This window comes from Bradyrhizobium cosmicum (assembly GCF_007290395.2).
In the GTDB taxonomy this organism is placed as follows: Bacteria; Pseudomonadota; Alphaproteobacteria; order Rhizobiales; family Xanthobacteraceae; genus Bradyrhizobium; species Bradyrhizobium cosmicum.
Map to the genome: position 1 here is coordinate 1933432 of NZ_CP041656.2, position 25909 is coordinate 1959340.

25 protein-coding genes are annotated in these 25909 nt (G+C 64.1%); 16 read left to right on the plus strand and 9 right to left on the minus strand.

From position 1 onward, the window contains the following. Window positions 1-7: 7 nt before the first annotated feature. From FNV92_RS09055 to FNV92_RS09080, 6 genes are all read right to left on the minus strand, one after another. Window positions 8-784: an ABC transporter permease gene (locus FNV92_RS09055; protein ID WP_143841264.1), complete on the minus strand. Its 777-nt coding sequence runs from the start codon at window positions 782-784 to the stop codon at window positions 8-10. Between the two features lie 7 nt (window positions 785-791). Then, window positions 792-1577 carry an ABC transporter ATP-binding protein gene (locus FNV92_RS09060; protein ID WP_143841263.1) on the minus strand — a complete coding sequence of 262 codons (786 nt, stop codon included), beginning with the start codon at window positions 1575-1577 and terminating at the stop codon, window positions 792-794. After that, window positions 1574-2545, minus strand: coding sequence for an ABC transporter substrate-binding protein (locus FNV92_RS09065; RefSeq protein WP_168213290.1), 972 nt, complete (start codon window positions 2543-2545; stop codon window positions 1574-1576). Before FNV92_RS09065 ends, FNV92_RS09060 begins: the two co-directional genes overlap by 4 nt. A gap of 63 nt (window positions 2546-2608) precedes the next feature. Next, the gene (locus FNV92_RS09070; protein ID WP_168213289.1) at window positions 2609-4297 is read right to left on the minus strand and encodes an MOSC and FAD-binding oxidoreductase domain-containing protein; all 1689 of its coding nucleotides are present in this window, start codon (window positions 4295-4297) and stop codon (window positions 2609-2611) included. Window positions 4298-4341: 44 nt separating this feature from the next. Beyond that, window positions 4342-5388 carry a carbon-nitrogen hydrolase family protein gene (locus FNV92_RS09075; protein ID WP_143841260.1) on the minus strand — a complete coding sequence of 349 codons (1047 nt, stop codon included), beginning with the start codon at window positions 5386-5388 and terminating at the stop codon, window positions 4342-4344. A 174-nt stretch (window positions 5389-5562) separates the two neighbouring features. Continuing rightward, entirely contained in the window at window positions 5563-6480 is a 918-nt protein-coding gene (locus FNV92_RS09080; RefSeq protein ID WP_143841259.1) for a LysR family transcriptional regulator, read from the minus strand. A gap of 224 nt (window positions 6481-6704) precedes the next feature. On the opposite strand from FNV92_RS09080, the gene FNV92_RS09085 reads away from it, so the two are divergent. Continuing rightward, window positions 6705-7922, plus strand: coding sequence for an MFS transporter (locus FNV92_RS09085; RefSeq protein WP_244623737.1), 1218 nt, complete (start codon window positions 6705-6707; stop codon window positions 7920-7922). Window positions 7923-7937: 15 nt separating this feature from the next. On the opposite strand, the gene FNV92_RS09090 is transcribed toward FNV92_RS09085, so the two are convergent. Then, window positions 7938-8549, minus strand: coding sequence for a TetR/AcrR family transcriptional regulator (locus FNV92_RS09090; protein WP_143841258.1), 612 nt, complete (start codon window positions 8547-8549; stop codon window positions 7938-7940). Between the two features lie 128 nt (window positions 8550-8677). Here FNV92_RS09090 and FNV92_RS09095 point away from each other — a divergent pair, with 128 nt between their 5' ends. The 5 genes from FNV92_RS09095 to FNV92_RS09115 all read left to right on the plus strand — a co-directional run bounded on the left by FNV92_RS09095 (window position 8678) and on the right by FNV92_RS09115 (window position 16159). After that, on the plus strand, window positions 8678-9910 hold the full coding sequence (locus FNV92_RS09095; RefSeq protein WP_168213288.1) for a cytochrome P450: 1233 nt from the start codon (window positions 8678-8680) through the stop codon (window positions 9908-9910). 139 nt (window positions 9911-10049) lie between these two features. Beyond that, on the plus strand, window positions 10050-13730 hold the full coding sequence (locus FNV92_RS09100; protein ID WP_143841256.1) for an AsmA family protein: 3681 nt from the start codon (window positions 10050-10052) through the stop codon (window positions 13728-13730). A 352-nt stretch (window positions 13731-14082) separates the two neighbouring features. After that, complete coding sequence (locus FNV92_RS09105) at window positions 14083-15201, plus strand: DUF2336 domain-containing protein (protein ID WP_041748127.1); 1119 nt, start codon at window positions 14083-14085, stop codon at window positions 15199-15201. A 34-nt stretch (window positions 15202-15235) separates the two neighbouring features. Further along, window positions 15236-15469, plus strand: a complete 234-nt coding sequence (locus tag FNV92_RS09110) for a hypothetical protein (protein WP_015684345.1) — start codon at window positions 15236-15238, stop codon at window positions 15467-15469. 204 nt (window positions 15470-15673) lie between these two features. After that, window positions 15674-16159, plus strand: a complete 486-nt coding sequence (locus FNV92_RS09115) for a DUF417 family protein (protein ID WP_143841254.1) — start codon at window positions 15674-15676, stop codon at window positions 16157-16159. Window positions 16160-16174: 15 nt separating this feature from the next. On the opposite strand, the gene FNV92_RS09120 is transcribed toward FNV92_RS09115, so the two are convergent. Both FNV92_RS09120 and FNV92_RS09125 read right to left on the minus strand, forming a co-directional pair. Next, complete coding sequence (locus tag FNV92_RS09120) at window positions 16175-16780, minus strand: class I SAM-dependent methyltransferase (protein WP_143841253.1); 606 nt, start codon at window positions 16778-16780, stop codon at window positions 16175-16177. A gap of 29 nt (window positions 16781-16809) precedes the next feature. Beyond that, window positions 16810-17316, minus strand: coding sequence for a GNAT family N-acetyltransferase (locus FNV92_RS09125; protein WP_168213287.1), 507 nt, complete (start codon window positions 17314-17316; stop codon window positions 16810-16812). A gap of 214 nt (window positions 17317-17530) precedes the next feature. Between FNV92_RS09125 and soxC the strand changes: the two genes are divergently transcribed. The 10 genes from soxC to FNV92_RS09175 all read left to right on the plus strand — a co-directional run bounded on the left by soxC (window position 17531) and on the right by FNV92_RS09175 (window position 25899). After that, on the plus strand, window positions 17531-18802 hold the full coding sequence (gene soxC, locus FNV92_RS09130; RefSeq protein WP_143841252.1) for a sulfite dehydrogenase: 1272 nt from the start codon (window positions 17531-17533) through the stop codon (window positions 18800-18802). Continuing rightward, window positions 18789-19337: a c-type cytochrome gene (locus tag FNV92_RS09135; RefSeq protein WP_143841251.1), complete on the plus strand. Its 549-nt coding sequence runs from the start codon at window positions 18789-18791 to the stop codon at window positions 19335-19337. Before soxC ends, FNV92_RS09135 begins: the two co-directional genes overlap by 14 nt. An 11-nt stretch (window positions 19338-19348) precedes the next feature. Then, window positions 19349-19819: a DUF302 domain-containing protein gene (locus FNV92_RS09140; RefSeq protein ID WP_143841250.1), complete on the plus strand. Its 471-nt coding sequence runs from the start codon at window positions 19349-19351 to the stop codon at window positions 19817-19819. 32 nt (window positions 19820-19851) lie between these two features. Beyond that, the gene (locus tag FNV92_RS09145) at window positions 19852-20169 is read left to right on the plus strand and encodes a hypothetical protein (protein WP_143841249.1); all 318 of its coding nucleotides are present in this window, start codon (window positions 19852-19854) and stop codon (window positions 20167-20169) included. 497 nt (window positions 20170-20666) lie between these two features. Further along, window positions 20667-21929: an ABC transporter substrate-binding protein gene (locus FNV92_RS09150; protein WP_143841248.1), complete on the plus strand. Its 1263-nt coding sequence runs from the start codon at window positions 20667-20669 to the stop codon at window positions 21927-21929. A 29-nt stretch (window positions 21930-21958) separates the two neighbouring features. Next, complete coding sequence (locus tag FNV92_RS09155; RefSeq protein ID WP_015684353.1) at window positions 21959-22843, plus strand: branched-chain amino acid ABC transporter permease; 885 nt, start codon at window positions 21959-21961, stop codon at window positions 22841-22843. Continuing rightward, window positions 22843-23817 (plus strand): branched-chain amino acid ABC transporter permease, encoded by a 975-nt coding sequence (locus FNV92_RS09160; RefSeq protein ID WP_143841247.1) that lies wholly within the window; start codon window positions 22843-22845, stop codon window positions 23815-23817. Before FNV92_RS09155 ends, FNV92_RS09160 begins: the two co-directional genes overlap by 1 nt. Next, window positions 23805-24536 (plus strand): ABC transporter ATP-binding protein, encoded by a 732-nt coding sequence (locus FNV92_RS09165; RefSeq protein ID WP_143841246.1) that lies wholly within the window; start codon window positions 23805-23807, stop codon window positions 24534-24536. Before FNV92_RS09160 ends, FNV92_RS09165 begins: the two co-directional genes overlap by 13 nt. Before the next feature lie 3 nt (window positions 24537-24539). Next, complete coding sequence (locus FNV92_RS09170; RefSeq protein ID WP_143841245.1) at window positions 24540-25244, plus strand: ABC transporter ATP-binding protein; 705 nt, start codon at window positions 24540-24542, stop codon at window positions 25242-25244. Beyond that, window positions 25225-25899, plus strand: a complete 675-nt coding sequence (locus tag FNV92_RS09175; protein ID WP_143841244.1) for a TetR/AcrR family transcriptional regulator — start codon at window positions 25225-25227, stop codon at window positions 25897-25899. The genes FNV92_RS09170 and FNV92_RS09175 overlap by 20 nt, the downstream gene beginning before the upstream one ends. Window positions 25900-25909: the final 10 nt, after the last annotated feature.

Sequence of the window (25909 nt, forward strand, 5' to 3'; positions counted from 1 at the left end):
ATGGCGGCTATTTCCCGGTCTGCTCGCTGCGATACCAGGGGAACAGCCGATACAGCAACTGCACGAAGAGCGTATCGGCGATGAAGCCAAGGATGGCGAGCACGACGACGCCGACGAAGATGGTATCGACGCGGAACGACAGCGCCGACATCTGGATCAGGTAGCCGAGGCCGGCGAGCGCCCCGGCCAATTCCGCGGCCACCAGCACCGTGAACGACATCGACAGGGCCACCCGCATTCCCGAGAATATCGGCGCGAGCGCCGCGGGAATGACGACTTTCAGCAGCAGCGTGGCGCGTCGCGCGCCTAGGCTTTGCCCTGCGCGAATGAACAACGGATTGACGCCTTTCACACCGAGCAGCGTGTTGATCCAGACCGGAAAGAATGTCGCCCATCCGATCAGGGATATCTTGGCTCCCTCGTTGACGCCGAACCAGAAGATGATCAGCGGCACCAGCGCGAGCGGAGGGATCGCGCGCGCCATCTGGAGGATGGGCCCGACCAGCGATTCCAGGAACGTGCTGCGGCCGAGCAGGACGCCCATGAGAATCCCGAGGCTCGATCCGGCGGCGTAGCCGAGCGCCATCCGGAAGATGCTGGCGCGGATGTGGTCCTGCAGCTCCCCGGTCCTGGCGATGGCCAAGGCAGACCAGAACACCTCGGCAGGCGAGGGCAGCATGACCCGGTCGACCAGGCCGCTGACGGCGATCAGATGCCAGAGCAGGAAGAAGCCGCCGATGCCGAGGACGCTGATGACGGCGCTTCTGACCCGCCTGGTGTCCATCCTGATCCTAGGAACTCTCAAGACCGATTTCGGCTTCGAAACGGTCGTAGAGGCGAGAGAACTCGACGGAGGTGCGAGCACGAGGCTTCTCCATATCAATCGTCACGTCGGACACGACGCGGCCCGGGTTGGGTGACATCACGAGGACGCGGTCGGCGAGCCTGATCGCCTCGTCGATATTGTGCGTTACGAACAGGATCGTGGGCCGCTCGAGCTCGTGGATGCGGATCAGTTCGAGCTGGAGCTTGCTTCGCGTCATGGCGTCGAGTGCGGCGAAAGGCTCGTCCATCAGCAGCACTTTCGGCCCGGCTGCGAGGGCGCGGGCGATCGCGACGCGTTGCTTCATGCCGCCCGACAATTGCGTCGGATAGCTGTCGGCAATATGTCCGAGATTGACCAGATCGAGATAGTGCATGGCGCGCTCGCGGCGTGCGGACGCGCGCATGCCGGCGATATCGGGACCGAACTCGATATTCTTGAGCACCGTGAGCCAGGGAAACAGCGAGTAGTCCTGGAACACCATGCCGCGATCGGGGCCGGGGCCGTCCACCACCTTGCCGTTGACGAAGACATAGCCGTCGGTCGGCGCCAGAAAGCCGGCGATCAGGTTGAGCAGCGTGGTCTTGCCGCATCCGCTCGGGCCCAGCAGGCAGACGAACTGGCCGAGCGGAATCGTCAGCTTGACGTTGCCCAGCGCCAATTGCCTTGCGTCGAACCGGAACGAGACGGAATCGACGTTGATGAAATCGGGAATCGGGACGAAGCCCTGTCTCTGGAGCGCTTGCCCAATCATGATCGCCTCGCGTCGGCCAGCACGGTGGGATCGAGATAACTGGCGTAGTCGGGTATGGGGGAGCCCGGCCGCGCGATGCCTTCGGCAAGCGCCCAGTTGGCCTCATCGGTCATCTTGGCGATCATCACTTGCGGGTCCAGCGACAGGCCGATCTGCATGCGGCCGATCGCATCGGCTGCGACCGCCGCATCCATCTGCGAGAACTGCGCCCCGATGCGCACCGCTTCCTCGCCATTCCCGCGAATGAAGGCGCAGGCCTGGTCCAGCGCCCTCAGCGCCTTCACCAGGGCAGGTCGCCGTTCCTGCAAGGTCTTTTCGTTGACGATGATCGAGGCGAAGATCTTGTTGAGGCCGGGCTCGCTGAGGCGGTGGAATTTGTTCCCTGGGAGCTTGGTCGCCTGGGTCAGAAACGGCTCCTGCCAGACGAAGCCGTCGATCGAGCCGCCGCTCAGGGCCGACATCATTTCCGCCGGGCCCAGCCGCACGATGGAAAGATCGGACGGACCGAGATTGTATTTCTTCAGCAGCAACGAGAAGTAATATTGCGACGGGTTCGCCTGAACCACCGCGATCCGCTTCCCCTTCAGATCTGCCGGGGTCTTGATCGCGGTCGAGCAGACGAGCTCCATGTTCTCGACCTGATTGAACGCCGCGATGATCTTGACCGGCGTCTTGCTGAAGGCCCCGACGCAGACCGACATCTCGGTCGACACGCCGATATCCGCAGCGCCGCCCGAGACCGAGATGAGGGTTGCAGTTCCGTGGGGTGACGGGATGGTGGTCGGTGCGATGCCTTCGGCCTGCCACAGCTTGCGCTCGTAGGCGACGTAAAGCGGCAGCCACGCGATCGGCAGATCATGAACAATGCGCAGCGGCGCAGGATCGTCGGCGTGAGCGGAGCGAAGGCCGCTTCCGAGCGCGGCGATCAGCATTGCGGTCGCATGACGTCGTGTGATGTTCAGGTTCATGGTGCATCCCTTGACAAGCAGAAATCCGGCCGGCATCGCGCGCGTCATTGATGGCCGCGCGACCTAGAGATCGAGAACGAGGTCTTCGGTGAGAGGAAAACCACAGCATAGAAGCGCTTCTCCTTCGGCCAGCGCGGCGACCGGCTCGAATTCGTAACCGACCTCGCCGGAGATCACCTTTGCAACGCAGGCGCCGCAGACACCGGAACGGCAGTCGCTATTCACAGGCACGTTTTCCGCTTCCGCCAGTTCGAGCAGCGAGCCGATGCTGTTCATCTGCAAGGATCGTTCCGACCGTGCGAACACGACGCGCGAATGCCGGGGCCTTTTTGGCGGTCCTGCGGCCGGCGTTTTTCCAGCCGCAGGCCCGAAAACCTCAGTCATCACGCGAATACCGGGCGCCCCGATGTCGTTGATCCAGCTGGAAACGTCGGACATGAAGGCGAGGGGGCCGCAGACATAGACATTGCACGCGCCGAGCGGAGCGACGATCTTGCGGATCAGGTCCTTGTCGATCCGGCCGACGCTATCATGCGTGACACCGATCCGATCGGTCGCCAGCGGCCGGCTGAAGCGCGTGTGAAACCGGACCGAGGGATGCCTCGCGCCGATGTCGGACAATGGCGTCTTGAACGCCTGGTGATGGGAGTTCCTGGTGCAATGGACGAACGACACGCTGGCCGGGACGATTCTCGCTCCATTGTTGGTCGTCGCTGCCTGCAGCATCGCCATAACGGGCGTAATGCCGACACCTGCTGAGATCAGGACAAGCGGCGCATCGCTCGATGTGTCCAGCCTGAACGAGCCGCGCGGGCCGAGCACGCTGAGCCGGTCGCCGGCCTTGACGGAGTCATGCAGCCATTCCGAGAAGCCGCCGGTCTCGCGCTTCACGCTGATCTGAAGAACTGTTGCGGCAATGGCGGAGATCGAATAGGGCCGCGATGTGCTCTGTCCGCTGCGAACGACGAGATGCTGGCCGGGCACCGCAACGGGAGTTCCGTTGCCGTCGGCGGGAGCGAGTTCGAACGAGCGGATCTGCGCTGTCTCGTCCCGGACCCCGACGACGGTGAACTCCCGGAACGCGTTCTGCTTGGCCACGGCTTCCCTCGCAAGGGCTGCCGCCTGGACCTGGGCGCGCCAGTTGCCGGCAAGCTCCGGCAAGCCCGCGAGCTCGCGCAAATCGGCGAGGTCGGCGTCCGGGGCGATGCTCAGGTCGTTGACGCGGCGGATGCTCCAGTCCGGATACAGCCGGCGCACCAGGATTGCGTCATCGCCTGTGGCGATCGAACCGCTCTTCAGGACGCGATAGTACCATCCGCACCGGCCGGCCTCGACCAGCCGGCGCGGCAAACGCAGATCGTTGAATCGCAATGCGAGCTTGAAGCACGGTTTCCGGGGGCGCGTGACCTGAAGCAGCGTCTGGCCGATCTGAACGATATCGCCGATACAGACGTTGGTCTCTTCCCAGCCGTCCATCGCGAGATTTTCGCCCAATGCTCCCGCATCCCAGAGCCCGGCATGCTCCGGAAATTCTGTCGTCCAATCCCGGTAGTGCGACAGCGCATAGGCGTAGATCGCCATGTCAGGGCCGCCGTGAACCCGCAGGTCTGCCTGTTCGTCGCCGGTGAAGCCCGAAACGCCTGCTTCGATTGCGCCGGACACGCGCGTCTTCACGAACGCACTGGGCACACTGCCCTTGCCCAGCGGCGCAGAGCGGCCGACGAAAATTCCATCGATTCGAGCGTTAATCACAGGCCTATCCATTGCCTAGTCGCCGCGCGGCGGTCCGGACGTCTTCATTCCGCCGCTTGGGGCGCGCGCGACCAGGCACCCGCCGGATCCTCGGTGAGATCGAGGTCCAGATGCTCGCGCCGGCCGCGGGCAGGCGCGAACGTCACGGGATCGTTGGTGGAGCGATCGACCGTCAGGTTGAAGATGTCGAAGCGGTTCATGTAGCCGGCGAGGTCGTGGAATTGCTTCTGCACGATGCAATCGTTGATATCGATATCGGCGTAGAGAATGCCTTCCTCGTCCCTTAGCACCGGAGCCTTCAGCTCGGCGCTCGGCCCCATGATCATGGTCGGGTTGCGTTCGCCCGCATCCATTCTGGCGCGGAGCTCCTTGTCGCCTTCCGCGAGGATGTCCTTCGCGGTCTCCGTGAGGAACATCGAGGCGGCGATCGTGAATACCTTGGCCTCGGTGCAATGGGCCTCGGTGCGGATGCGCACGCCTTCCGCAAGGCTCATGTTACCGCCGTTCAGCCATGTCGAGGGATAGGTCGCGATGTGAACTTGCTCGCCTTGCGCCATCAGCGCATGACGGGCCAGCGGGTTGCAGTTCTCCGCGCAGATGAGCGCACCGATACGTCCAAGCGGCGTGTCGACGACGCGCAGGCCCGCGCCATCGCCGTTCGCCCAGGTGAGCTTCTCCATGTAGGTCGGAACGATCTTGCGATGGTGATTGAGCAGCCGGCCGTCGCTTCCGATCAGGATGTTCGTGTTCCAGAGGCAGCCGATGCTGGCCGTCGTACCCTCGTTGATCCCCATCGAGATCACGATTTCGCGTCGCTTGGCAAGCTCGGCGAGACGACGCACTTCGGGGCCCGGGACGTGCACGGCCGCAGCCGCGAGACGGCGGAAATAGTCGTGGTTGAAGCCCGGAGCCCGCAGCGAGTGCCAGATCGGGAAGCACGGAATGAACGCCTCGGGGAACACGACCATGCTGGCGCCGTTGCTGGCAGCCTCCTCGATCAGGGAGCAGGCCTTGTCCACGGTCTTCGCAGTGTCGAGGAAGACCGGGCTCGCATGCATGGCCGCGACTTTGAACTTGGGGTAGGTCCGCATCGCGACGCTTCCTTTTCCATTGAAGATGCGTCCTTATCGAGGGAACGGAGGCGGACTCTCAAGTCCAAATAGTTCACTGGCCGGGCGGCTTTGTTGGGCACAAACGCCTTATGACGCGGTCAATTTTGCTTATCAGCCGACGGCTCGCCGGCCGGGAAGACCTGCGACAATCGGTCAGGTTCGGTAGCGGTCGAGCTGCTTTCCGATCAGTGCCTCTTGCGCGACCTCGACGAACGCCCGGACGTTCGGCGAGATCGGGTCACGCTCGTGAATTACGAGACCGATCGTCGCGGTGGTCGCGGGATTGACGATCGGGATGGAGCGGATGAACAGCCAGTCGCCGAGCAGGTAGAAATAGGAATGTGGCACGATGGTCAGCCAATTGCCGGTCCGCATGTGGGCGAACAATCCCAGGCTGCAATTGGTCTCGATCACAGCCTTTGGCGTGACGCCGACGCTCGAAAAGATCCGGTCGATGATGATCCTGTTGTGCAGGTTCGGGCTGAGCAGACATAGCGGCAGCTCGCCGACCTCGGCCCAGTCGATCGATGTCCTGTCGCTCAGGAAGTGATCCTTCGGGACCAGCAGATAATAATTTTCGTCGTAGAGCGTGTAGGGTCTCAGGCCGCCGAGGGTGATCCCGTCGAGATAGGTCACGCCCACGTCGTATTCGAACTCCTTCAGGCCGCGTTCGATCTCCGGCATCGTCTTGCAGAGTACGGAGATCGTGATGCCCGGATAGCGTTCGGCGAACGGCGCCGTCAGCAGCGACGTGATCGACATCGCGACCGGCGACAGAGCGAGGCGCAGGCTGCCCTTCAATTCGGTGTCGTTGTCGTGCTGGCTCGCGTTCAGCAGCCGGTCATGGTCGGCAAGCGATTGCCTCGCCCAGCTGAGGATTGCCTCTCCCTCCCGCGTGAACCCCTGAAATCCGCTCTGGTGCCGGAGCACGATGGGCGTGCTGAAATGCTTTTCGAGATGCTGGATAGCCTGCGAAAGCGCAGACTGGCTGATCGCCAGGGCACTCGCCGCACGGCCGAAATGCCGCTCTTTCGCCAAAGTGACCAGATATTGAAGGTGCTTGAGTTGCACGCCGATCTCCGAAAAGCCCGGCATAGTCTGGCGACGATCGATGCGGCGATCAAGTAGGCGTTCGGCCACGCTCTGCCCGATCCCCCGGCAGCGGACATTCGCCGATTGGAGGACTTGGTCCGGCCGCGCCCGGGAAGCAATTATCAGGGGCGCCTCAGCGACAAATCAAGGTTTTCTCAAAGTCTTCTGCCGCGCGCGTGTCATCATTGCGCGAAACCGGACCCATGAGGCAGAAAGCTCGTCAGATGTTGCGATATCGCGCCTGGTACACGACGGGATCCGCGGCGCTGATGCTCGCGATGATCATGGGCACCCTGGTCAACGGTCTCACGGCGTTTTTTGTCGCAATGGAGGCGGCCGAAGGTTGGGGCCGCTCTGAAATAGCCGCGATCAACAGCTTCGGACTGCTCGGTATCGCGGCCGGAAGCGTGATCATGGGATTCGTCTCCGACCGTCTTGGCATCAGGCCGATCTGTCTGATCGCAGTGGCCGTCATGGGCGCCTGTCTGCTCCTGACCGCCTATGCCGATGCGCCCTGGCAGCTTTATGTAATCTTCTTTCTGGCCGGAGCACTCAGTGGAGGCGCGCTCTTCGCCCCGATCTTTGCGACGGTAGGAAACTGGTTCCCGACGTCAGCCGGCCTCGCCATCGGGGTCGCCGCCGCAGGGCAGGCCGTTGGCCAGGGTGGTGTGCCCTTCCTCTCCGCCTATCTCATCGAGCGCTTCGGCTGGCGCGGCGCGATGATCGCATTGGGAACGGCGATCCTTGTGACGCTGCTGCCATTGGCTGCGTTCATGCGCGACGCGCCGGCGGCCACCGCCAGCGGTGCAGCAGCACAGATCCCTCAGATCCGACCGAGCGTCGCCGTTCCCATCCTCAGTGTCGCGGTCTTCTTCTGCTGCGCCTGTATGGCGGTCCCACTCATGCACCTGATGCCGATGATTCAGGGCCTCTGCATCCCCGCGACCGATGCGGGCGGCGTCATGCTCGCCATGCTGCTTGCCGCCATCGTCGGCCGGATCGCATACGGAAAGCTGTGCGACATGATCGGCCCGCTTTCATCGTGGGCGGTGGCGTCGTCGCTCCAGACCGCCGGAGTCCTGGCATTCACGCAATTCGCATCGTTTCGCGGGTTCTTGATCTTCTCCATCGTGTACGGGTTCGCTTACGCCGGGGTCATGACCAGCGTGCTGGTCTCTGCGCGGGCTCTGACTCCGCCCGCGCGCCGCGGAGCGCTGATGGGAATCATCCTGGCCTTTGCCTGGATCGGCCACGCATTCGGCGGATATCAGGGCGCCGCGACGTTCGATCTGACCGGCAGCTATACGACGGCTTTCGCGATCGGCTCTGCGGCCGGTGTTCTGAATTTGGCTCTTGTGATGACGCTGCTGGTGCTCTCGCATCGTCGCAATCTGCCGGCTGCTGCGAGTGCGTTGACCTGAAGCTTCAGGTGCCGTTCACTCCGCCGCCAGCCCCGTCCTCCGCCGCAAATCCGTGATCGCGCGCAGAAAGCTGTCCGCCGGCGTGGTCTCCGGATCGATCAGCCGGTGCAGCCGAAAGCCGTCTTCCAGCGCCAGCACGACGGAGGCCATCCAGGGCGGGTTCAGCGAGCCGTTCTTGCCGTTGCCCTTCAACGTCGCCTCGACGATGTCGGCAATCAGCTTGCGCCGGGCGCGCAGGCGTTTTGCGAGTTCCGGGCGACGCTTCTCGGCGCGCGCGACGAACAGGATCATCTCCATGTGGAGCAGGGGCGAGCGGCCGAGCGGGTCCTGCCTGGTTCGGTCCATCGCCTTCAGCGCCGCGATGAAATCGTCGAGATTGTCGTGCTGCGCCAGGATGTCCATGTTGCGCCGGATCGACTGCTCGACATGGTCTTCGAGCATGGCGATGATCAACTCGTCCTTGCTCCTGAAATTCGAATAGAACGCGCCGCGGGTGAACCCCGCGGCGGCCGCGATCGCCTCGATGCTGGCGCCGCCGATGCCGTCGGCCTCGAACACGTGCGCCGCGGCCTCGAACAGTCTGTCGCGTGTGTCGTCCCGTGTCGGTCTGGTTCTCACCCTTGACATCGGCGCAGGCTAGGGCAGAATGCAACTCGATACAACAATGTATCGTGTTGATAATTTCAGGGATGGTTACGCGGGCATCGGGGGCGGCCGGCGTATTCGTGTCATGCGGCAACCGATGTGAGGTCACCATGAACGAGCAAGCGCAACCCGCAGGCGGCGATCCGCTGTTCAACCCGCTGGCGCCGGACTTCATCCGCGATCCCTATCCGCACTACGACCGGCTGCGCACGCTCGATCCGATCCATGTGACGCCGTTCGGCCAGTTCGTCGCCAGCCGCCATGCCGACGTCAGCCTCGTGATGCGCGACAGGCGCTTCGGCAAGGACTTCGTCGAGCGCTCCAAGCGCCGCTACAGCCCGGCCATCATGGACGAGCCGGTGTTCCGCAGCATGAGCCACTGGATGCTGCAGGCCGATCCGCCCGACCATACCCGCCTCCGCGGCCTCGTCGTCAAAGCTTTCACGGCGCGCCGGGTCGAGGACATGCGACCGCGCATCCAGGAGATCGTCGATCAGGCCATCGATGCCGTGATCGATCGCGGCCACATGGACCTGATCGAGGATTTCGCCTTCCGCCTGCCCGTGACCATCATCTGCGACATGCTCGGCATCCCCGAGGATCATCGCGAGGTCTTTTACAAGAGCTCGCGCGACGGCGGCCGGCTGCTCGATCCCGTGCCGCTCTCGAAGGAGGAGATCGCCAAGGGCAACGCCGGCAACATGATGGCGCAGATGTACTTCCAGCAGCTGTTCGAGCTGCGCCGCAAGACTCCCGGGGACGACCTCATCACCCAACTGGTGCAGGCCGAGGAAGACGGCAACAAGCTCAGCAACGAAGAGCTGACCGCCAACATCATCCTGCTGTTCGGCGCCGGCCACGAGACCACCGTCAACCTGATCGGCAACGGCTCCCTGGCGCTCCACCGCAATCCGGACCAGCTCGCGCTGCTGAAGGCGCGGCCGGAACTGATGGTCAGTGCCATCGAGGAGTTCCTGCGCTACGATTCCTCGGTGCAGATGACCGGCCGCGTCGCGCTGGAGGACATCGACGATCTCGGCGGCAAGAAAATCCCGAAGGGCGAGACCGTGCTTTGCCTGCTGGGCTCGGCCAACCGGGATCCCGCGGTCTACCCCGATCACCCCGACAGGCTCGACGTCCTCAGGCAGAACGTCAGGCCGCTGTCATTCGGAGGCGGCATCCATTTCTGCCTGGGTGCCCAATTAGCGCGCATCGAGGCCGAGATCGCCATTGCGACGCTGCTGCGGCGCCTGCCCGATCTGCGCATCGACGACGTCGAGAACCCCAAATGGCGGTCGACCTTCGTGCTGCGCGGCCTGACGGAGCTCCCCGCCAGCTGGTAGGCCGGGGCCGTTAACCTCCGCGCGCAACAGTCGCTGTGACTTCGCCACACTTCCCCATATATAAGGGGCTGTTCCGGCGCGCCTGAAACCTTCCAGGTCAAGGTTTGGCCCGGGTCACGGTTTGGCCGAGGGGAGACCCGTGCAGACGACGCTGCTCGGACTGGCGATTGCCTTCATCTTGGCGCTGCTCGCAGCGCTGATCGGGCCTTACTACATCGACTGGAACCAGTTCAGGCCCCAGTTCGAAGCGGAGGCCGGCCGGATCATCGGCGTGCCGGTGCGGGTGGCGGGCGAGCTCGACGCGCGGCTGTTGCCGGCGCCGACCCTGCGGCTGCGCGCGGTTACCTTCGGCGGCAACAACGATCTCGGCCGCCTGCGCGCCGACAAGCTCGACGTCGAGTTCAGCCTCAGCTCCCTGATGCGCGGCGAGTGGCGCGCCACCGAGCTGACCGTCAACGGCATGGCGGTGGATCTCGGCCTCGACGCCAGGGGCCGGGTCGATCTGCCGTCCACCGCGAGCGGCACCTTCAATCTGGCCTCGCTGGCCATCGAACGGCTCAACCTCACCGGCCGCATCGCCCTGCACGACGCCGCCAGCCGCTCGACGCTGGAGCTCAACGACATCGCCTTCTCCGGCGACGTGCGCTCGCTGGCGGGCTCGGTGCGCGGCGACGGTCGATTCACCGCCGCCGGGGTCCGCTACCCGTTTCGCGTCTCTTCCGGCCCGAGCGCCGACGGCAGCGCCACCCGTCTCCACCTCAACATCGATCCCGGCGAGCGCGCCATCCTCGCCGATGTCGAAGGCGTGCTCGCCTTCGACAACCGCCTGCCGAAATTCGACGGGGCGCTGACGCTCGCCGTGCCGGCGACCAGGAAGGCGGGTGAGGCGGGGCCGACGCCGTGGAAGCTCACGACAAAGCTCAAGGCCGATCCGGCCGGGGCCAAGTTCGATCAGGTCGATGTGAGCTTCGGCGCGGATGACAACGCGTTGAAAGTCGGCGGCGTCGGCGATCTCAGGTTCGGCGCCTCGCCGCTGCTGCGCGCGGTGCTGTCGGCGCGCCAGGTCGACGCCGACAAGCTCGCCGGCAAGGGCGATGCCGAGCCGCTGCGGATCCTGCCGGCGCTGCGCGCGGGCCTCGCCGCGATCCCGCAGGCGCCGATCCCGGCGCAGATCGAGTTCAACTCCGACCAAATCATGCTCGGTGGCCGTCCGCTCCAGAACATCACGACGGAGCTTCAGACCGACGGCCGGTCCTGGACCTTCCAGCGGCTCGAGCTGCGCGCGCCCGGCATGACGCAGCTGTCGCTCAACGGCGCCACGCCCGGCGCCGACAGTTTCAGCGGCCGTCTCAGCGTGGAGTCGGCCGACCCGGATACGCTGGTGGCGTGGCTCCAGGGCCGCAGCGAGGTCAACCGCCGCAGCACGCGGCCGCTGCGGCTTGCGGGCGACGTGACGATCGCCGCCAACCATCTCGCCATCGACAAGCTGAAGGCCGATATCGAAGGCGGCGCGGTCGAGGGCCGCATCGCCTTCGTCCAGACCGGCGCAAGCAGAGGCTCGCGGATCGACGCCGAGCTCAAGGCCGACCGTCTGGATCTCGACGCCGCCGCGAGCTTTGTCCGTGCGCTCGGCGGCCCGCAAGGCGAATGGCCGGAGGAGGCAAAGCTGTCGCTCGATGTCGGCCGCGCGATCTCCGCGGGCCAGGAGCTGCGGCCGTTCACGGCAAAGCTCGGCTACGGCCCGGCGGCGCTGTCGCTGGAGCAGTTGCGCTTCGGCCAGGCCAGCGGCGTGACCACCGAGGCGAGCGGCGGCTTCGACCGCGTCAAGGCCACCGGCAGGCTCGCGCTGAAATCCTCCGCCGGTTCGCTGCGCGAGCTCACCGCGCTGCTCGAGCCGTTTGCGCCTGCGGTGCGCGCACGCTTCGATACCCTCCCTCCGCTGCCCGGCGCGACCCGCCTGAAGTTCGACCTCAGCCTCGACAGGAATGCGGAGCATGCCGATCGCAGCGACGCCCGCGCCGTGCTCGACCTCGACGCGCCGCAGCTCAAGGCCACCGCGACGCTGGTCGCGCAAACGCCAGCCGCTGCCGTCGACGGCATCGACATCGACCGCTTGCGCAACAGCGACTTCACGCTGGAGTCGAAAGCCTCGACACCGCAGGCCGGTGCATTGCTGGCGCTGCTCGGGCTCGATCGGGTGGTGGCCGCAGGCGAGGGTGCCTCGCAGTTCGAAGGCAAGGTCACCGGCGCCTGGCGCCGGCCGCTGCAATTGACCGCGAAGCTCGGCGGCGGCGGCGGCCTGGATGCGGATGCGCAAGGCAGCGTCGATCTGTCCGCGCCGGAGCCAAAGGCCAGCGTGAACCTGCGCGTGCGCAACGCCAATCTGGCGCCGTTGTTCGGCACCAGCCCGACCGACAAATCGACCCGGAATGTCAGCCTGTCCTCGCGCGTCGGGCTGTCAGGCAACCGCCTGACCTTCGACGATCTCGACAGCAGCGCGGCCGGCTCTCATCTGCGCGGTCATCTGTCGGTAACGCTGGATCAGGAGAAGGGCGTTGACGGCGAAGTCGGCCTCGACACGCTCGACCTGATGCCGGCGCTCGCGATGGCGATTGGCGCTGCCGGACATGATGCCGGCGAGGCGTTGAGTCCCGGGCTTCTCGGCGGTTGGCGCGGCCGCGTCGCATTCCAGGCGTTGCGCGGGACGCTGCCAGGCGGCATCGAGCTGCGCCCTGTCGGTGGGATTATCCGGAGCGACGGCCAGTCGCTCGCGCTCGATGCGCTCAAGGGCGGCATCGGCGGCGGCGAGATGTCGGCAAGCCTTGACGCGCGGAATGGCGCCAACGGCCTCGCGCTGAATACGCGCATCGATCTCAGCAATGTCGATGCGACGACGCTGCGTTACCGCGATCTCGCGCTGCCCAAGGGACGCGCCTCGATCCAGATGGCGTTGACGAGCCAGGGCCGCAGCGTTGCGGCATTGACCGGCGCACTCGCCGGCAACGGCACGGTGACGCTGGAGTCCGCCGAGATCGCCGGCCTCAATCCGCGTGCTTTCGAGATCGCCATCCGCGCCAGCGACGGCGGCCAGGTCGCCGACGACAACCGACTGCGGCAACTGGTGGAGCCCGCGCTTGCCGCCGCGCCGATCGCGGTCGCCTCGGCACAGATCCCGTTCACGATCCGCGACGGACGCCTGCGCGTCGGTGCGACACCGCTCGAGGCGAAGAATGCCCGCGCCATCGTGTCCGGCGGCTACGACATTCCCGCCGACCAGGCCGACATCCGTGCCAGCCTGACGCCGATCATGACCGGGCTGTCCGGCGCTCCGCCGGAGATCCAGCTATTCGCGGCGGGTCCCCCCGACAGGCTGAGCCGCACCGTCGATCTGTCGCCGCTGTCGTCATGGCTTGCGGTGCGCACGATCGATCGCGAGACCCGCCGGCTGGATGCGATCGAGCGCGGCGAGCCGCCGCCGGCGACCGCCGCGCTGCCGACGCTGGTCTCGCCGGACCCCGCGCCGGAGCCGTCGCTGACCGACGTGCCGCTGCCAGGCCGCGATCCGCGTCGCGCCCCGCCGAAGCCCAAAGCCGCGCCGACGCCGAAGGCGCCGCAAGCAGCCCCCGCCGCGCCAAGTCCTTCAATTACAAGTCCTTCAATCGCAAGTCCTTCAATCACAAACCCTCCGCTGACGAATCCGCCGCTGGCAAGCCAGGTCGCGCCGCTGCCACCCCCGATCGAGGTGAGGCCTGCCCCCGGCCCGCCGCCGGCAAAGCCCAAGCCGAAACCGCCGCTGGTCCTGACGCCACAGAATCCGTAAGGCAAATAGGTCGTCATGCCCGGGCTTGTCCCGGGCATCCACGTTCTTAGGCGCGTGCGGTGAGGCGTGGATGGCCGGGACGCGCCCGGCCATGACGCCGGGGAGGCGTCAGGGCCTCCAGCTTCATCGGCAGGCGGGAGAGGGAGCACGCCTCCCGTGCCGTTGCCTACGCTTACCCGCCGGTAAACCCATTCCCTCGCATTTGAATGAATTCTCGTCAGCAAAACTGATCTGCCGACTTTACCGGATCCCAGCGTTTGTTCCGTAGTGTTTGTTCCCATAGGAATTCGGCATCCTGCCAGCACAAGCAGGATGGGCTCGCCAAGAACTGGGAAGAACTGGGGTGAACGACATGAACGGGGCGAAATCGCTTCTACAGGATCTGGACGACGCGATCGCGCGCGGCACCGATGAGAGCCGGGTGAAGGCGTTGTGGCATGCGACCGACATCCTGATCACCGGCCGCTACAGCGAAAACGAGATCAGCACGTTCGGCGAGGTCATCGGGCGTCTCGCCGACGAGATCGAGGTTGCCGCGCGGGCGCAGCTCTCCGAACTGATGGCGGGCTGTGATCACGCCCCGCTCAACGTCATCGCCAAGCTCGCCCTCGACGACGAGATCGATGTCGCCGGTCCCGTGCTGCGCGACTCCAATCGTATCGACGAGAAGATGCTGGTCGAGAGCGCCCTGACCAAGGGCCAGTCCCACCTGCTGGCGATCGCCCAGCGAAAGTCAATCGGCGAGGCCGTTACCGACGTGCTGGTCAAGCGCGGCGACCAGGAGGTCGTGACCTCCGTCGCCAGGAACGAGGGCGCGCGCTTTTCAGGCTCGGGCCTGCTTCACATGGTCAGGCGTGCCGAGGGCGATTCGATCCTCGCCGAGCAGCTCGGCCTGCGCAAGGACGTGCCGCGTCACGTCTTCCAGCAGCTCATCTCCAAGGCGTCGGAAGACGTCCGCCGCCGGCTCGAGAGCGAGCGCCCCGAGATGATGTCGCAGATCCAGAGCTCGGTGACCGAGGTCACGGGCGATCTGCAATCCAAGTTCGGTCCGTCCTCGCGCAGCTATTTCGTCGCCAAGCGCGTGGTGACGACGCAGTACCGGCAGGGCAACCTCAACCAGGATTCGATCTCGAATTATGCGCGCCAGCACCGTTTCGACGAGGTGCAGATCGGCCTGTCGCTGTTGTCGTCGCTGCCCGTCGACGTGATCGAGCGCGCGATGATGGACCGCAACCGCGAGATGATTCTGGTGCTGTGCAAGGCGCTCGATTTCTCGTGGGATACGACGATGTCGCTGCTGTTCCTCGGCGCCAAGGATCATCTGATCACGGCGCGCGAGCTCCACGACAGCGAGCGGGAGTTCGGCCGGCTCAAGATTGAGACCTCGCGCAGCGTCTTGAAATTCTACCAGTCCCGCAAGACGGCGGGTGCCGACGCGGGCCGTCAGCCCGAACTCCAACAGGTGCACTGAGCATCATCCCGGAATTCGAAGGGGAGTATTTGCAATGTTGCCTCAATTCGGCACCGCGGTTCGCAAGTCCAAAAGCCTCACCGCCGAGACGAGCGGGTCGGCTCCGGAGAAGGCCACGGTCGATGTCGCCTGGCTGGTGCTCGAAGCCGCCAACGATCTCGGCGACCACGCCGCGATCGAAGCCTGCCGCCGCGTCATCGACGCCGAGCTGAACGGCACCGTCGCCGGCAGTTCGGATACCGATCTCGTGCTGGGCTATTTCAGGTAGGATTCCGTAAGGCCGGCAGGGCTCATTTGAGTCGTGCCTACAATCGATCTGCGTCGCGATCGCGGCGCAAACACGCGCGTTGCACGCAACTGTGATCGGTGGAGCCATCGCCCCCCACGTAACGACCAACCCTCCCTTACGTACAGCCCGTAGCGAACATTTCGTTCGCCAACAATTGCACGTGCAATCAGGGAGACACATCCTATGAGAGGCTTCAACGTCGCCGAGAATGGCGGCGGTTCTTATCGTCCGCTCGCCATACTCCGCTGGGTCATGGTGATCATCTTCATCTCGTTTGGAATGCAGAAGTTCACTTTGCAATCCGCACAGGGCATCGCTCAGTTCATCAGCAACAGTCCGTTCGTCTCCTGGCTGTCGATATTCGGCTTGAGAGGAGAGGCCTATTTTCTCGGTGTTGCCGAGTTCTTGATTGCGGCGCTGCTGGCGGCGGGTGCATACAGCCCGGTCTTGTCGGCGCTGGGCTCACTGATGGGCATGGTGACCTTCGCGGTCACGTGGTCGTTCTTCTTCACGACACCGGGCGTCGTCAAATGGAGCCTTTCATCCGATCCCATGGCGTGGAATTTGACCGGCGAATTCCTGTTCAAGGACATCGTCCTGCTCGCTGTTTGCTCGGTGCTGTTTCTGGCGTCGTTGCCGCAATCGGTCATGCGGTTGCGCACTGGCTGATCGCTCTGTTGCCGCTCACCGCCGCAACCGTCCGAGCCAGACGGTGAGCCGCCCGCATTCGGGGTCCTCGACCACATGATCGACGACGTCAAAACCGTTGCTGTCGAGCAATTGGCGGTACTCGGTCGCGTCAAGACTGGCATGATAGAGCGCCTCGCCCTCGAAGCTCCCGATGGCTTCCCCAAAAGATGGGCCGCTGGTGAACATCAGCGCTGCGCCTGCAGCGGCATGCCGCCGGAAGACCGGAAACATCCGGCGCTGGTCCTCAGGGCTCAGATGGAAGAAGCTGTTCCAGGCGAGCAAGCCGTCGAACGTCGCGTTCAAGGTCAGTGAGCGCATGTCCGAAACGAGCCAGGTCGCGTCGGGAAAATAGCCTTTTGCGATGTCGATCATTTCGGGAGCGGCATCGATCCCCGTGACGGCACACCCCGTTTCGAGCAAATAGCGCACGATCGGCTCGCCGGGGCCGCAACCGATATCGAGCACTTTCGGCTTGGCAGGCAGAAGCGCGACAAACCGGTCGAACCACTTGCGCTCCGTCAGATGCCGGCCCCGCTGGCGCAACCAGGCGGCCGCGTGCCGGCGATACAGTCCGACGATGTTATCCGCATCAGAATTCATTCGACATCAGTCCAGCCCGTCCTAAAGACCTACGCCTCTCGTCTCCGGATGCGATAGATCACCACGTCCTCGCCATGACGCATCGTGCTTTTCTCGAGGGTGTAATTCGCCTTCTCCAGCACGCGGCGGGATGCGCCGTTATCGACATAGACGAGGCCGATGAGGGACGGCAGTTCGTGGTGCGACAGCCCGATGTCCGTCAGCGCGATTGCGACCTCGCTCGCTAATCCCCGGCCCCAGAACTCGCGCTTGAAGGCATAGGCGATCTCGATCTCGTCGATGTCGTCCACGAGGATATGCCGGATGCCGGCCCGTCCGGCGAAAGTGCCGTCTTTCGTTCGCAGCACCCACAGCCCAAAACCATGCTGATCCCAATGCGCCATGTTGGTCGCGAGATAGGTCGTCGTGACCTCGGGTGCCCGCACGCCGCCGAGATAGCGAGAGACTTCCGGATCGAGGTGGAGCGCGACCAGGTCGGCGAGGTGGCTTTCGTTCAGCCTCTCGGCGGTCAGGCTCGTCGTGCCGAAGTGGTCCATGGAGGCAGGCAGTCGCTCTGATCGCGATCTTGATGGCGCTGAGGTCATTGTGCCCGTGTTTTGCACGACGGGTCAACCGGGCGCAACCGCACGTCCGGTGGCTCCTCATGAGTTCTAACACAACCTAACGAGCAATTCGCGCGGCGTCCGCTAAATGTCGAGGCAGGAAAACGACCGCGATTTCCAGAAAAGCACGATATCAACGGGAGATGATATGACGTTCAAGGCGCCAGTCGAATTGTTGCCGCGGCCTGCGAACCTGTCGCGCCGTGGCTTCGTGGGAAGCCTCTCGGCAGGCATTCTTGGCGCGGTTGCGACCGAGGCGGCCGGCGCCGAGACGCTGGCCGATGTTCCCGATCGCGGGCCCGGCGCTGATCTTAGTGCGCACAGCGACCGTTCCCGTTTCGCCAGGATCGACCGCATTCCCGAGGCCACTCCGGGAAAGCGCAACGTCGATCCCGGCGATGCCATCAATTCCAAGACTCCGCACCAGAAGCTGGTGGGCAACATCACGCCGACCGATCTGCATTACGAGCGCAGCCATTCCGGCGTGCCCGATATCGATCCCGCGCAGCACCGGCTTCTCATCCATGGCATGGTTCGCAAGCCGCTGGTCTTCAGCGTCGACGATCTCAAGCGCATGCCGTCGATCACGCGCGTGGTCTTCATCGAATGCACCGGCAACGGATGGGAGAACTGGAAGAAGGCCGATCCCGATCTCACGGTGCAGAACACGCATGGCCTCGTCAGCACCAATGAATGGACTGGCGTGCCGCTCAAATTCCTGATCGACCTCGTCAGCAAGGACAAGGGCTCGAACTGGATGCTGGCAGAAGGCGGCGACGGCGCGGGCGTCGATCGCAGCATTCCCCTCACCGACGAGATCATGAACGAGGCTTTCGTCGCCTATGGGCAGAACGGTGAGCCGCTGCGGCCCGCGCATGGCTTTCCGATGCGGCTGGTGATGCCGGGATTCGAGGGCAACCTAAACATCAAGTGGCTGCGCCGCCTCAAGTTCGGCAACGCGCCCTGGATGACGCGCTGGGAGACGGCGCGCTACACGCAACTGCTTGCGGACGGCAAGGCGCGGCAGTTCCAGTTGCGGATGGAGACCAACTCCGTCATCACCCAGCCCTCGGGCATGATGCAGATCCAGCCGGGCGACAACCGCATCTCGGGTCTGGCCTGGAGCGGCCACGGCAGGATCGCTAAGGTCGAGATCTCGACCGACGGCGCCAGGACATGGAAGCAGGCGCAATTGAGCCAGCCGGTGCTGTCCAAGGCGCAGGTGCGCTTCCAGATGGACTGGGTCTGGGACGGCAAGCCGACCAAAATCGTGAGCCGCTCGACTGACGATCAGGGCAATGTTCAACCGGACCGGCAGTCCTTCATCGCCGCGATGGGGACCAATGCGCTGTTCCACTACAACGCCCAGCAGACCTGGAGCATCGACGAGGCCGGGAGGGTCCGCAATGTCCTCGCATAGCAAGTTGTTTCTCACGGGCCTGTTCGTCGCCGGCCTGCTCGCTGCGCCCGCGCTGGCTTTCGATTTCGGGCGACCAGCGACGCTGGAGGAGATCAAGCTGTGGGACATCGACGTCGGGCCCGACGGCAAGGGCCTGCCAGACGGCAGCGGCACGGCCGTGCAGGGAAAGCAGGTCTTTTCCGACAATTGCGCGGTCTGTCACGGCGAGAACGGCCAGGGCGGCATCAAGGATCGTCTCGCCGGTGGTCAGGGCACGCTCGCATCCAGCATGCCGGTCAAGACCGTCGGCAGTTTCTGGCCCTATGCGACGACCTTGTACGACTACATTCATCGCGCGATGCCGTATCCGACGCCGGGCTCGCTCAGCATCGACGAGACCTACGCCGTCACCGCCTACATCCTCAGTCTCAACGGCATCATTCCCGCCGACGGGAAGGTCGACAGGGAGTCCTTGCCGAGAATCAGGATGCCCAATCGCGACGGCTTCATTCCGCAGCCGGAATTCGACCCGGCGAAGCTGTTCCGCAAGAAGTGAGCGAGCGGGGCATGAAGCTTTCGGTGCTGATCAAAATCCTCGCTGTGATTGCAGCGACATGTTCATGGGAGACACAGGCGATGGCCGCAGACGGACTCATCACCATCAAGAGCAGTTTCGGGCCGGAAGATACGATGAAACGGCTGGAAGCCGAAGTGAAGTCCAAGGGCCTCACGGTGTTTGCCCATGTCGATCATGCCGCGGGTGCCAGCGCTGTCGGCCTCGCCTTGCGGCCGACCGATCTCATCATCTTCGGCAACGCCAAGGGCGGAACGCCGTTGATGCAGCAAGCGCAGACTGTCGGCATCGACTTGCCGTTGAAGGCGCTGGTCTGGCAGGACGAGCAAGGCGTAACCTGGCTCAGCTACAACGACCCCGCCTATCTCGCCGGGCGTCATGGTGTCGGTGAGCCGGCCAAGGTTGCCGTGACTGCGATGACCGGGGCCCTGCATGCGATCGCGACCAAGGCCACCGCACCGTGAGCGTGACGCGACGGCCGCCTGAGGAGAGCTCCATGAACAGCACTGACGGACAGCCGGCATCATCCGTGCCGCAAGGCGGCAGGCTCGCCAGATGGACTGTCATTGCGGTGCTCTGCGCGATGCTCGTCGCGGCGTGCGTTCTCGGCTATCTCGGCTGGACCAGCACCGATACCAGCGTGCCGGCGTCGGGCTATGTCGCGCTGGTGCTCGGCGTCGTGTTCTCCCTGGTCGTCGGCGTCGGCTTGATGGCGCTGGTGTTTTACAGCAGCCGCAAAGGCTATGACGAACCCGCCGTGCTGATCCCGGAGCCGGAGAGCGATCCGGACGACGGACGCGGCGACCAGCGCTGACGGCGCGCGCGCATCTCGCCCTCTGATGCAGTCGAGCGCGACGTCTTCGTCGTGATCATTCGCGTTTCGCTTGAGCCCGTCATCGGTGTCTCGGGGGCGCGGTGTGATGCAGCATTTCCTGACACGGACGAGATCAACGCGCAGGCGAGAGCCGCCGGTCGCGAAGGTGCGACAGCTCGTCACCATAAAAATTAGACAATTATTGTTTACGCGTCTGATTTATGAACTATAAGTCAAATTCATCCAATAAATGGATGGTTACTCGTGACTTGCGCAGGAAAAACAGGGCTCGTGGAACTCGAATCTGGCCGGTGGGCGGGACAAGAGAACTTTTGCAGGGATCCCAGGCCAGGGGAGCGATCATCCTCCGGATTTCAACGCATCTCGCCATCGCTTCGATCCGTGCCCGCCGGGGCAGATACGCGCGCGGATATTTCATCACCACGCAGGCCGGGAATTTCGGCTGCGCCGATCGCGGCTTCATAAGGGGGTAGGCAATGTCTAAGTCCAAGCATTACGCTTCGCGCCGAACGGTTCTCGGCCTTCTCGCGGCAGCGCCGGCGGTTCTGTCATCTCGCGTGGCCTTCGCGGAAGAGCCGATCAAGATCGGCGGCATCTTTCCGCTGACTGGCGGCAATTCCGTCTTCGGCAATCAGAATTTCCAAGGCGTCGAAGCGGCGATCGATCTGGTGAACGACCGCGGCGGCATCAAGGGCCGCAAGATCCAGCTGTTCAAGGGCGATGGGAACAGCCCGCAAGCCGCCATCAGCGAGACCAATCGTCTTGCATCGCGTGAAGGCGTGCGCATCTTCACCGGCAGCTCGACCAGCGCCGTCGGCATGGTGGCGAGCCAGGAAGCGGAGCGCAACGGCGCGTTCTACTGGGAAGGCATGGCGGTCGCCAACAACTACACGGAACGTGACTTCAAGAGCGTGTTTCGCATGGGCCTCAGCGCGGCAGGACTCGGACAGCCTGCTCCGCTCTACGCCGCCGAAGTGATCGCGCCGATGCTGAAGATCGAGCCGAAGAACCTCAAGGTCGCCGTCATTGCCGAAGATTCGGCGTTCGGTGTCGACGTCTCCAAGGCCGCCATCGACCAGGCCGAGAAGCTCGGCATCAAGATCGGACTACGCGAGCTCTATTCCGCCAAGTCCACCGATTTGTCGCCACTGGTGCTGAAGCTGCGCTCGCTCGACCCCGACGTGATCATCGCGACCCAGTTCATCAACGACGCCATCCTGCTGCAGCGGCAGATGAAGGAGATGAACTACGGCCCCAGGGCGTTCGTGGGGACCAGTGCGGGCCACTCGACGCTGTCGCTGGCCGAGGCCATCGGCAAGGACGTCAACGGCATCTTCTCGTCGTCGTTCCCGCTCGAAGCCAACGTCAACTCTCTCTCCGCCGAGGCGCGCGCGGACCGCGATGAATTCGTCAAGCGCTACGAGGCAAAATACAAGGTGGCGCCGGCCGTCCAGGAATCGCTGGGGTTTGTCGTGGGCATCGCGCTGGCCCGGGATATTCTTGCGAAGGCGGCGTCCGACAATGCCGCCGATCTCCGCGAGGCCTCGCTCAAGGCCGACGTTCCCGTCGGATCGTATATCAACGGCTGGGGCCTGAAGTTCGACGACAAGGGCCAGAACCAGCGCGCCGTCGGTAGCGTCATCCAGTGGCAGGGCGAGAAGATGGTCTCGGTCTATCCGCAGGCCAACAAGGTCCGCGACGCCATCATGGTGCCGCTGCCCGCCTGGAATGCACGGTAAGGCCGGTCGGATTCGAGCGGACCAGAACCATGGATATCATTGTCCAGCTCGCGCTGTCGGGCCTGTTCATCGGCGGCGTATACGCGCTGATCAGCGTCGGCCTGACGCTGGTCTTCGGCGTCCTGCGCGTCGTGAACTTTGCCCATGGTGAGTATCTGACGATCGCGATGTACTTGACCTATTTCATGTTCCAGCGCGTCGGAATCGATCCGTTCGTCGCCAGCGTCGCCGTCGTACCGCTGATGTTCGGCCTCGGTCTCCTCACCGAGCGCTTGCTGATCCGCCCGACGCTCGAAGCCCCTCATGTGGTGCAGGTGTTCGTGACCTTCGCCCTGTCCCTGTTTCTGCAAAATCTCCTGCTGTCGCTGTTCACGTCCGACTTCCGCACGGTCAGGACGCCTTATGCGACGGCGGCCTTTCAGATCGGTCCCCTGTATGTGTCCTGGCTGCGCGTTGCAGTCTTCGTCGTGGCGCTGGCCCTGGCGGGGGGCTTGGCGGCGTTCCTGAAATATACCTATGTCGGAAGCGCGATCCGCGCGACGGCGCAGGACCGCCGGTCGGCCCGTTTGGTCGGCATCAATGTCGACCGGGTCTATGCGGTCACATTTGCGCTCGGCTGTGCGCTGGTGGGGGCGGCGGGCATCCTTCTCTCGCCGCTGTTTCCGGTGAATCCCTACACCGGGGCCGACATGATCCTGATCTCCTTCGTCATCGTCGTCCTCGGCGGCATGGGCAGCATCGCCGGCGCGGTGACGGCGGGTTTGCTGATCGGCCTGGTGGAGTCGTTCACCGGATATTTCGCCGGCGGAGAGTTGAAGCAGCTCGTCTATTTCGTGCTGTTCATGATCGTCCTTGCCGTGCGTCCCAACGGTCTCTTCGGTCGGAAGGGCGCAGAAGTGATGGACGTCACCTGATGAAAAACTCTTCCGCGCTTCGTCTTGGGTTGCCGATTGCCGGATTTGTCGTCCTGGCCGCGCTGCCATTGATATTCTCCGACGCGTTCGTCGTCGCGGCCGTCACGCTCGCGTTCCTCGGCGCCGCGGCATCGCTCGCCTGGAACCTGAGCGGAGGCTATGCGGGCCAGCTGTCGCTCGGACATGCGGCCTTCTACGGCATCGGCGCCTATGTCTCGACCATCCTGTTCCTGAAGGCCGGGATCAGTCCGCTCATCGGCATGTGGCTGGGCGCCCTTCTCAGTGCGGTGCTTGCGGTGCTGCTTGGCGCCGTCACGATGCGGCTGAAGGGCTCGTTCTTCGTGATGTCGACTCTTGCCTTCGGTGCCGTCGTTCACATCAGCGCCATCAATCTGCGGGACGTCACCGGCGGATCGTCGGGCCTCGCGATTCCGCTGCGGCCAAGCCCCGAAAATCTGATCTTCGCCAAGAAGCTGGTCTACACTTATCTCGCGCTCGGCCTCGTCGTTCTCTTCTACGTCATCACGCGGGTCATCGCCGCGAGCAAGGTCGGTTACGCGCTGGTGGCCTTCCGGGAGAACCACGACGCCGCACGTGCGCTGGGCATTCGTACCTTGCCGTTGCGCATCGGCGTGTTCGCGCTGTCCGCCGGCCTCGTCAGCATCTGCGGAACGCTGCACGCGCAGTACTATCTCTATATCGACCCCGACAGTGTCATGGGTCTGAACCTGTCGCTCAATTTCGCACTGATGGCGATCCTCGGAGGGCTCGGCACGGCCTATGGTCCAATTGTCGGCGCACTGCTGGTGTCGGTCGTATCCGTCGTCATGCAGGTCTACCTCGGTGACCAGATCTCCGGCCTGACGCAACTCGCCTACGCCGTCATCGTGATTTTGGTGCTGCTTGCCGCCCCGACGGGCATCGGACCGTCGACCCACGCGTTCCTGAAACGGAGGCTGGCATGGCGGTCCTGACCGCAACGGGCCTGACCAAGCGGTTCGGCGGCTTGACCGCGGTCAAGAACGTCAGCTTCACCGCGCGCCCGGGTGAGATATTGTCGATCATCGGCCCGAACGGGGCAGGCAAGACGACAGTCTTCAACCTGCTGACCGGATTCATCACGCCGGACGCCGGCTCGGTGTCGCTGGACGACGGCGATCTCGGCGGCATGTCGCCCGAGCGTAGGTGCCGGGTCGGTCTGGCGCGGACGTTTCAGATCGTGCAACCCTTTCGCGGCCTGAGCGTGCTCGATAATGTGGTGATGGGAGCGATGCTTCGGGCGCGGTCGATCGAGATGGCGCGCGACGTCGCCCGCCAGGTGCTGAGCGACCTCGACATGTCCGCCCTTTGCGACGTCTCCGCCGGACAACTGCCGATCGGCGATCGCAAGCGCCTGGAGATGGCCAAGGTGCTCGCGACTGGTCCTCGCGCGCTTCTGCTCGACGAGGTCATGGGCGGTCTCATTCCGATCGAGGTGAAGCGGATGATCGGCTTCATCCAGCGGCTCAAGGAGCGGGGAATAGCCGTCGTGGTCATCGAGCATCACATGAGTGCGGTCATGCAGCTCTCCGATCACATCCTGGTTCTCCAGAACGGCGAGCCGATCGCGACGGGGACGCCCCAGGAGATCACGCGCAATCCGGTCGTCCTGTCGGCGTATCTCGGCGCCAATTTCGCGGCAGCGGGGACCTGACCGATGCTGCGTGTCCGTGATCTCAGTGTTCGCTTCGGAGACGTGCAGGCCGTCGAGCAGCTCTCGTTCGATGTCGGCGAGAAGCAGATCGTCGGACTGGTGGGCAGCAATGGTGCCGGCAAGACCACGACGCTCTCGGCGATATCTGCGCTGGTGAAGAACCGCAGCGGGCGCATCGAGCTCGACGGCAAGGACATTTCGCGGCTGCCGCCGCACAAGGTCGTCGAGCTTGGTCTCATTCACGTGCCGGAGGGACGGCGGCTGTTTCCCTTCACGAGCGTGCTGGAGAATCTGGAAATCGGCGCCTATGGCAAGGCGGCACGCGGCCGGCGCAGGCAGCAGCTCGAATTCATCTTCGACCTCCTGCCGCGCCTGGCCGAACGCCGCGACCAGCTTGCCGGGACCCTGTCGGGCGGCGAGCAGCAGATGTGTGCGATTGGGCGGGGACTGATGTCCTGTCCGCGCCTGCTGATGCTGGACGAACCGACCCTCGGTCTCGCACCGATGCTGGTCGAGGAAGTCTTCAGGCTGGTGAAAGTGATCCGGGATCAGGGCGTCCCGATTCTGATCGTGGAGCAACAGGTCGTCCACGTGCTCGAGACGGCCGACTACGCTTATGTGCTGGAAAGCGGCAGGGGCGCCATGCATGGGCTTGGCGCCACCCTTCTGCGGGATGATGGATTGAGGCGTGCCTATCTTGGAATCTGACGGCAAACACGACCCGGAAGCGGTCAAGGAACGACGTCGCTCGAAGCGCATCGTGCGGAGGCGCGCCGAGATTCTCGACGCCGCGAAGACGATCTTTCTTGCCGGCGATTACGCGTCGGTGACGATCGACGATATCGCCGATGTCGCGGGCATCTCGCGAGCGACGATCTACCTGTACTTCAAGAGCAAGCAGGAAGTGTACGAAGAACTGCTGTTCCGCGACCTCGACGAGATGATCACGGTGCTGACCACCTCGTTCGACCGAAACGACTCGGTTCGCAACAATCTGTTTCGGATGGCCACCGGCTATATGAACTTCTTCCGTGTCCACCCCGAATACTTCACGACGCTGTCGTTCTTCTTCATGCCCGGCCGCAAGGAAACGTTGCCCGCCGAGGCCGCCGCGAAGATCAGCTCGCGGCTGAACGACGGCATTCTCGCGATCGAGGAAGCGATCAAGCTTGGAATCGCGCGCGGTGAAGCGAGGCCGATCGACGCGCGGGCCGCGACGCTCTCCCTGTGGGGGCAGTGGATGGGCAATGCGTATCTTGCCGTGGCCGGTCGCACGTCGTTCTACGAGCGCACGATCGAACAGGTTTACGCCGATGGTATCGATATCTTTCTCGAGGGTCTCACGATGCGCAATCCCACCTGAACGACGCGAC

Excerpts from the sequence above, each read along its gene's own strand:
- FNV92_RS09095 (WP_168213288.1), top strand. The coding sequence starts at position 8,678 with ATGAACGAGCAAGCGCAACCCGCAGGCGGCGATCCGCTGTTCAACCCG.
- FNV92_RS09145 (WP_143841249.1), top strand. The coding sequence starts at position 19,852 with ATGAACAGCACTGACGGACAGCCGGCATCATCCGTGCCGCAAGGCGGC.
- FNV92_RS09075 (WP_143841260.1), bottom strand. The coding sequence starts at position 5,388 with ATGCGGACCTACCCCAAGTTCAAAGTCGCGGCCATGCATGCGAGCCCG.
- FNV92_RS09115 (WP_143841254.1), top strand. The coding sequence starts at position 15,674 with ATGAGAGGCTTCAACGTCGCCGAGAATGGCGGCGGTTCTTATCGTCCG.
- FNV92_RS09170 (WP_143841245.1), top strand. The coding sequence starts at position 24,540 with ATGCTGCGTGTCCGTGATCTCAGTGTTCGCTTCGGAGACGTGCAGGCC.
- FNV92_RS09165 (WP_143841246.1), top strand. The coding sequence starts at position 23,805 with ATGGCGGTCCTGACCGCAACGGGCCTGACCAAGCGGTTCGGCGGCTTG.
- FNV92_RS09135 (WP_143841251.1), top strand. The coding sequence starts at position 18,789 with ATGTCCTCGCATAGCAAGTTGTTTCTCACGGGCCTGTTCGTCGCCGGC.
- soxC (WP_143841252.1), top strand. The coding sequence starts at position 17,531 with ATGACGTTCAAGGCGCCAGTCGAATTGTTGCCGCGGCCTGCGAACCTG.
- FNV92_RS09110 (WP_015684345.1), top strand. The coding sequence starts at position 15,236 with ATGTTGCCTCAATTCGGCACCGCGGTTCGCAAGTCCAAAAGCCTCACC.
- FNV92_RS09085 (WP_244623737.1), top strand. The coding sequence starts at position 6,705 with ATGAGGCAGAAAGCTCGTCAGATGTTGCGATATCGCGCCTGGTACACG.
- FNV92_RS09090 (WP_143841258.1), bottom strand. The coding sequence starts at position 8,549 with ATGTCAAGGGTGAGAACCAGACCGACACGGGACGACACACGCGACAGA.
- FNV92_RS09055 (WP_143841264.1), bottom strand. The coding sequence starts at position 784 with ATGGACACCAGGCGGGTCAGAAGCGCCGTCATCAGCGTCCTCGGCATC.
- FNV92_RS09120 (WP_143841253.1), bottom strand. The coding sequence starts at position 16,780 with ATGAATTCTGATGCGGATAACATCGTCGGACTGTATCGCCGGCACGCG.
- FNV92_RS09155 (WP_015684353.1), top strand. The coding sequence starts at position 21,959 with ATGGATATCATTGTCCAGCTCGCGCTGTCGGGCCTGTTCATCGGCGGC.
- FNV92_RS09140 (WP_143841250.1), top strand. The coding sequence starts at position 19,349 with ATGAAGCTTTCGGTGCTGATCAAAATCCTCGCTGTGATTGCAGCGACA.
- FNV92_RS09125 (WP_168213287.1), bottom strand. The coding sequence starts at position 17,316 with ATGGACCACTTCGGCACGACGAGCCTGACCGCCGAGAGGCTGAACGAA.
- FNV92_RS09060 (WP_143841263.1), bottom strand. The coding sequence starts at position 1,577 with ATGATTGGGCAAGCGCTCCAGAGACAGGGCTTCGTCCCGATTCCCGAT.
- FNV92_RS09160 (WP_143841247.1), top strand. The coding sequence starts at position 22,843 with ATGAAAAACTCTTCCGCGCTTCGTCTTGGGTTGCCGATTGCCGGATTT.
- FNV92_RS09150 (WP_143841248.1), top strand. The coding sequence starts at position 20,667 with ATGTCTAAGTCCAAGCATTACGCTTCGCGCCGAACGGTTCTCGGCCTT.
- FNV92_RS09065 (WP_168213290.1), bottom strand. The coding sequence starts at position 2,545 with ATGAACCTGAACATCACACGACGTCATGCGACCGCAATGCTGATCGCC.
- FNV92_RS09105 (WP_041748127.1), top strand. The coding sequence starts at position 14,083 with ATGAACGGGGCGAAATCGCTTCTACAGGATCTGGACGACGCGATCGCG.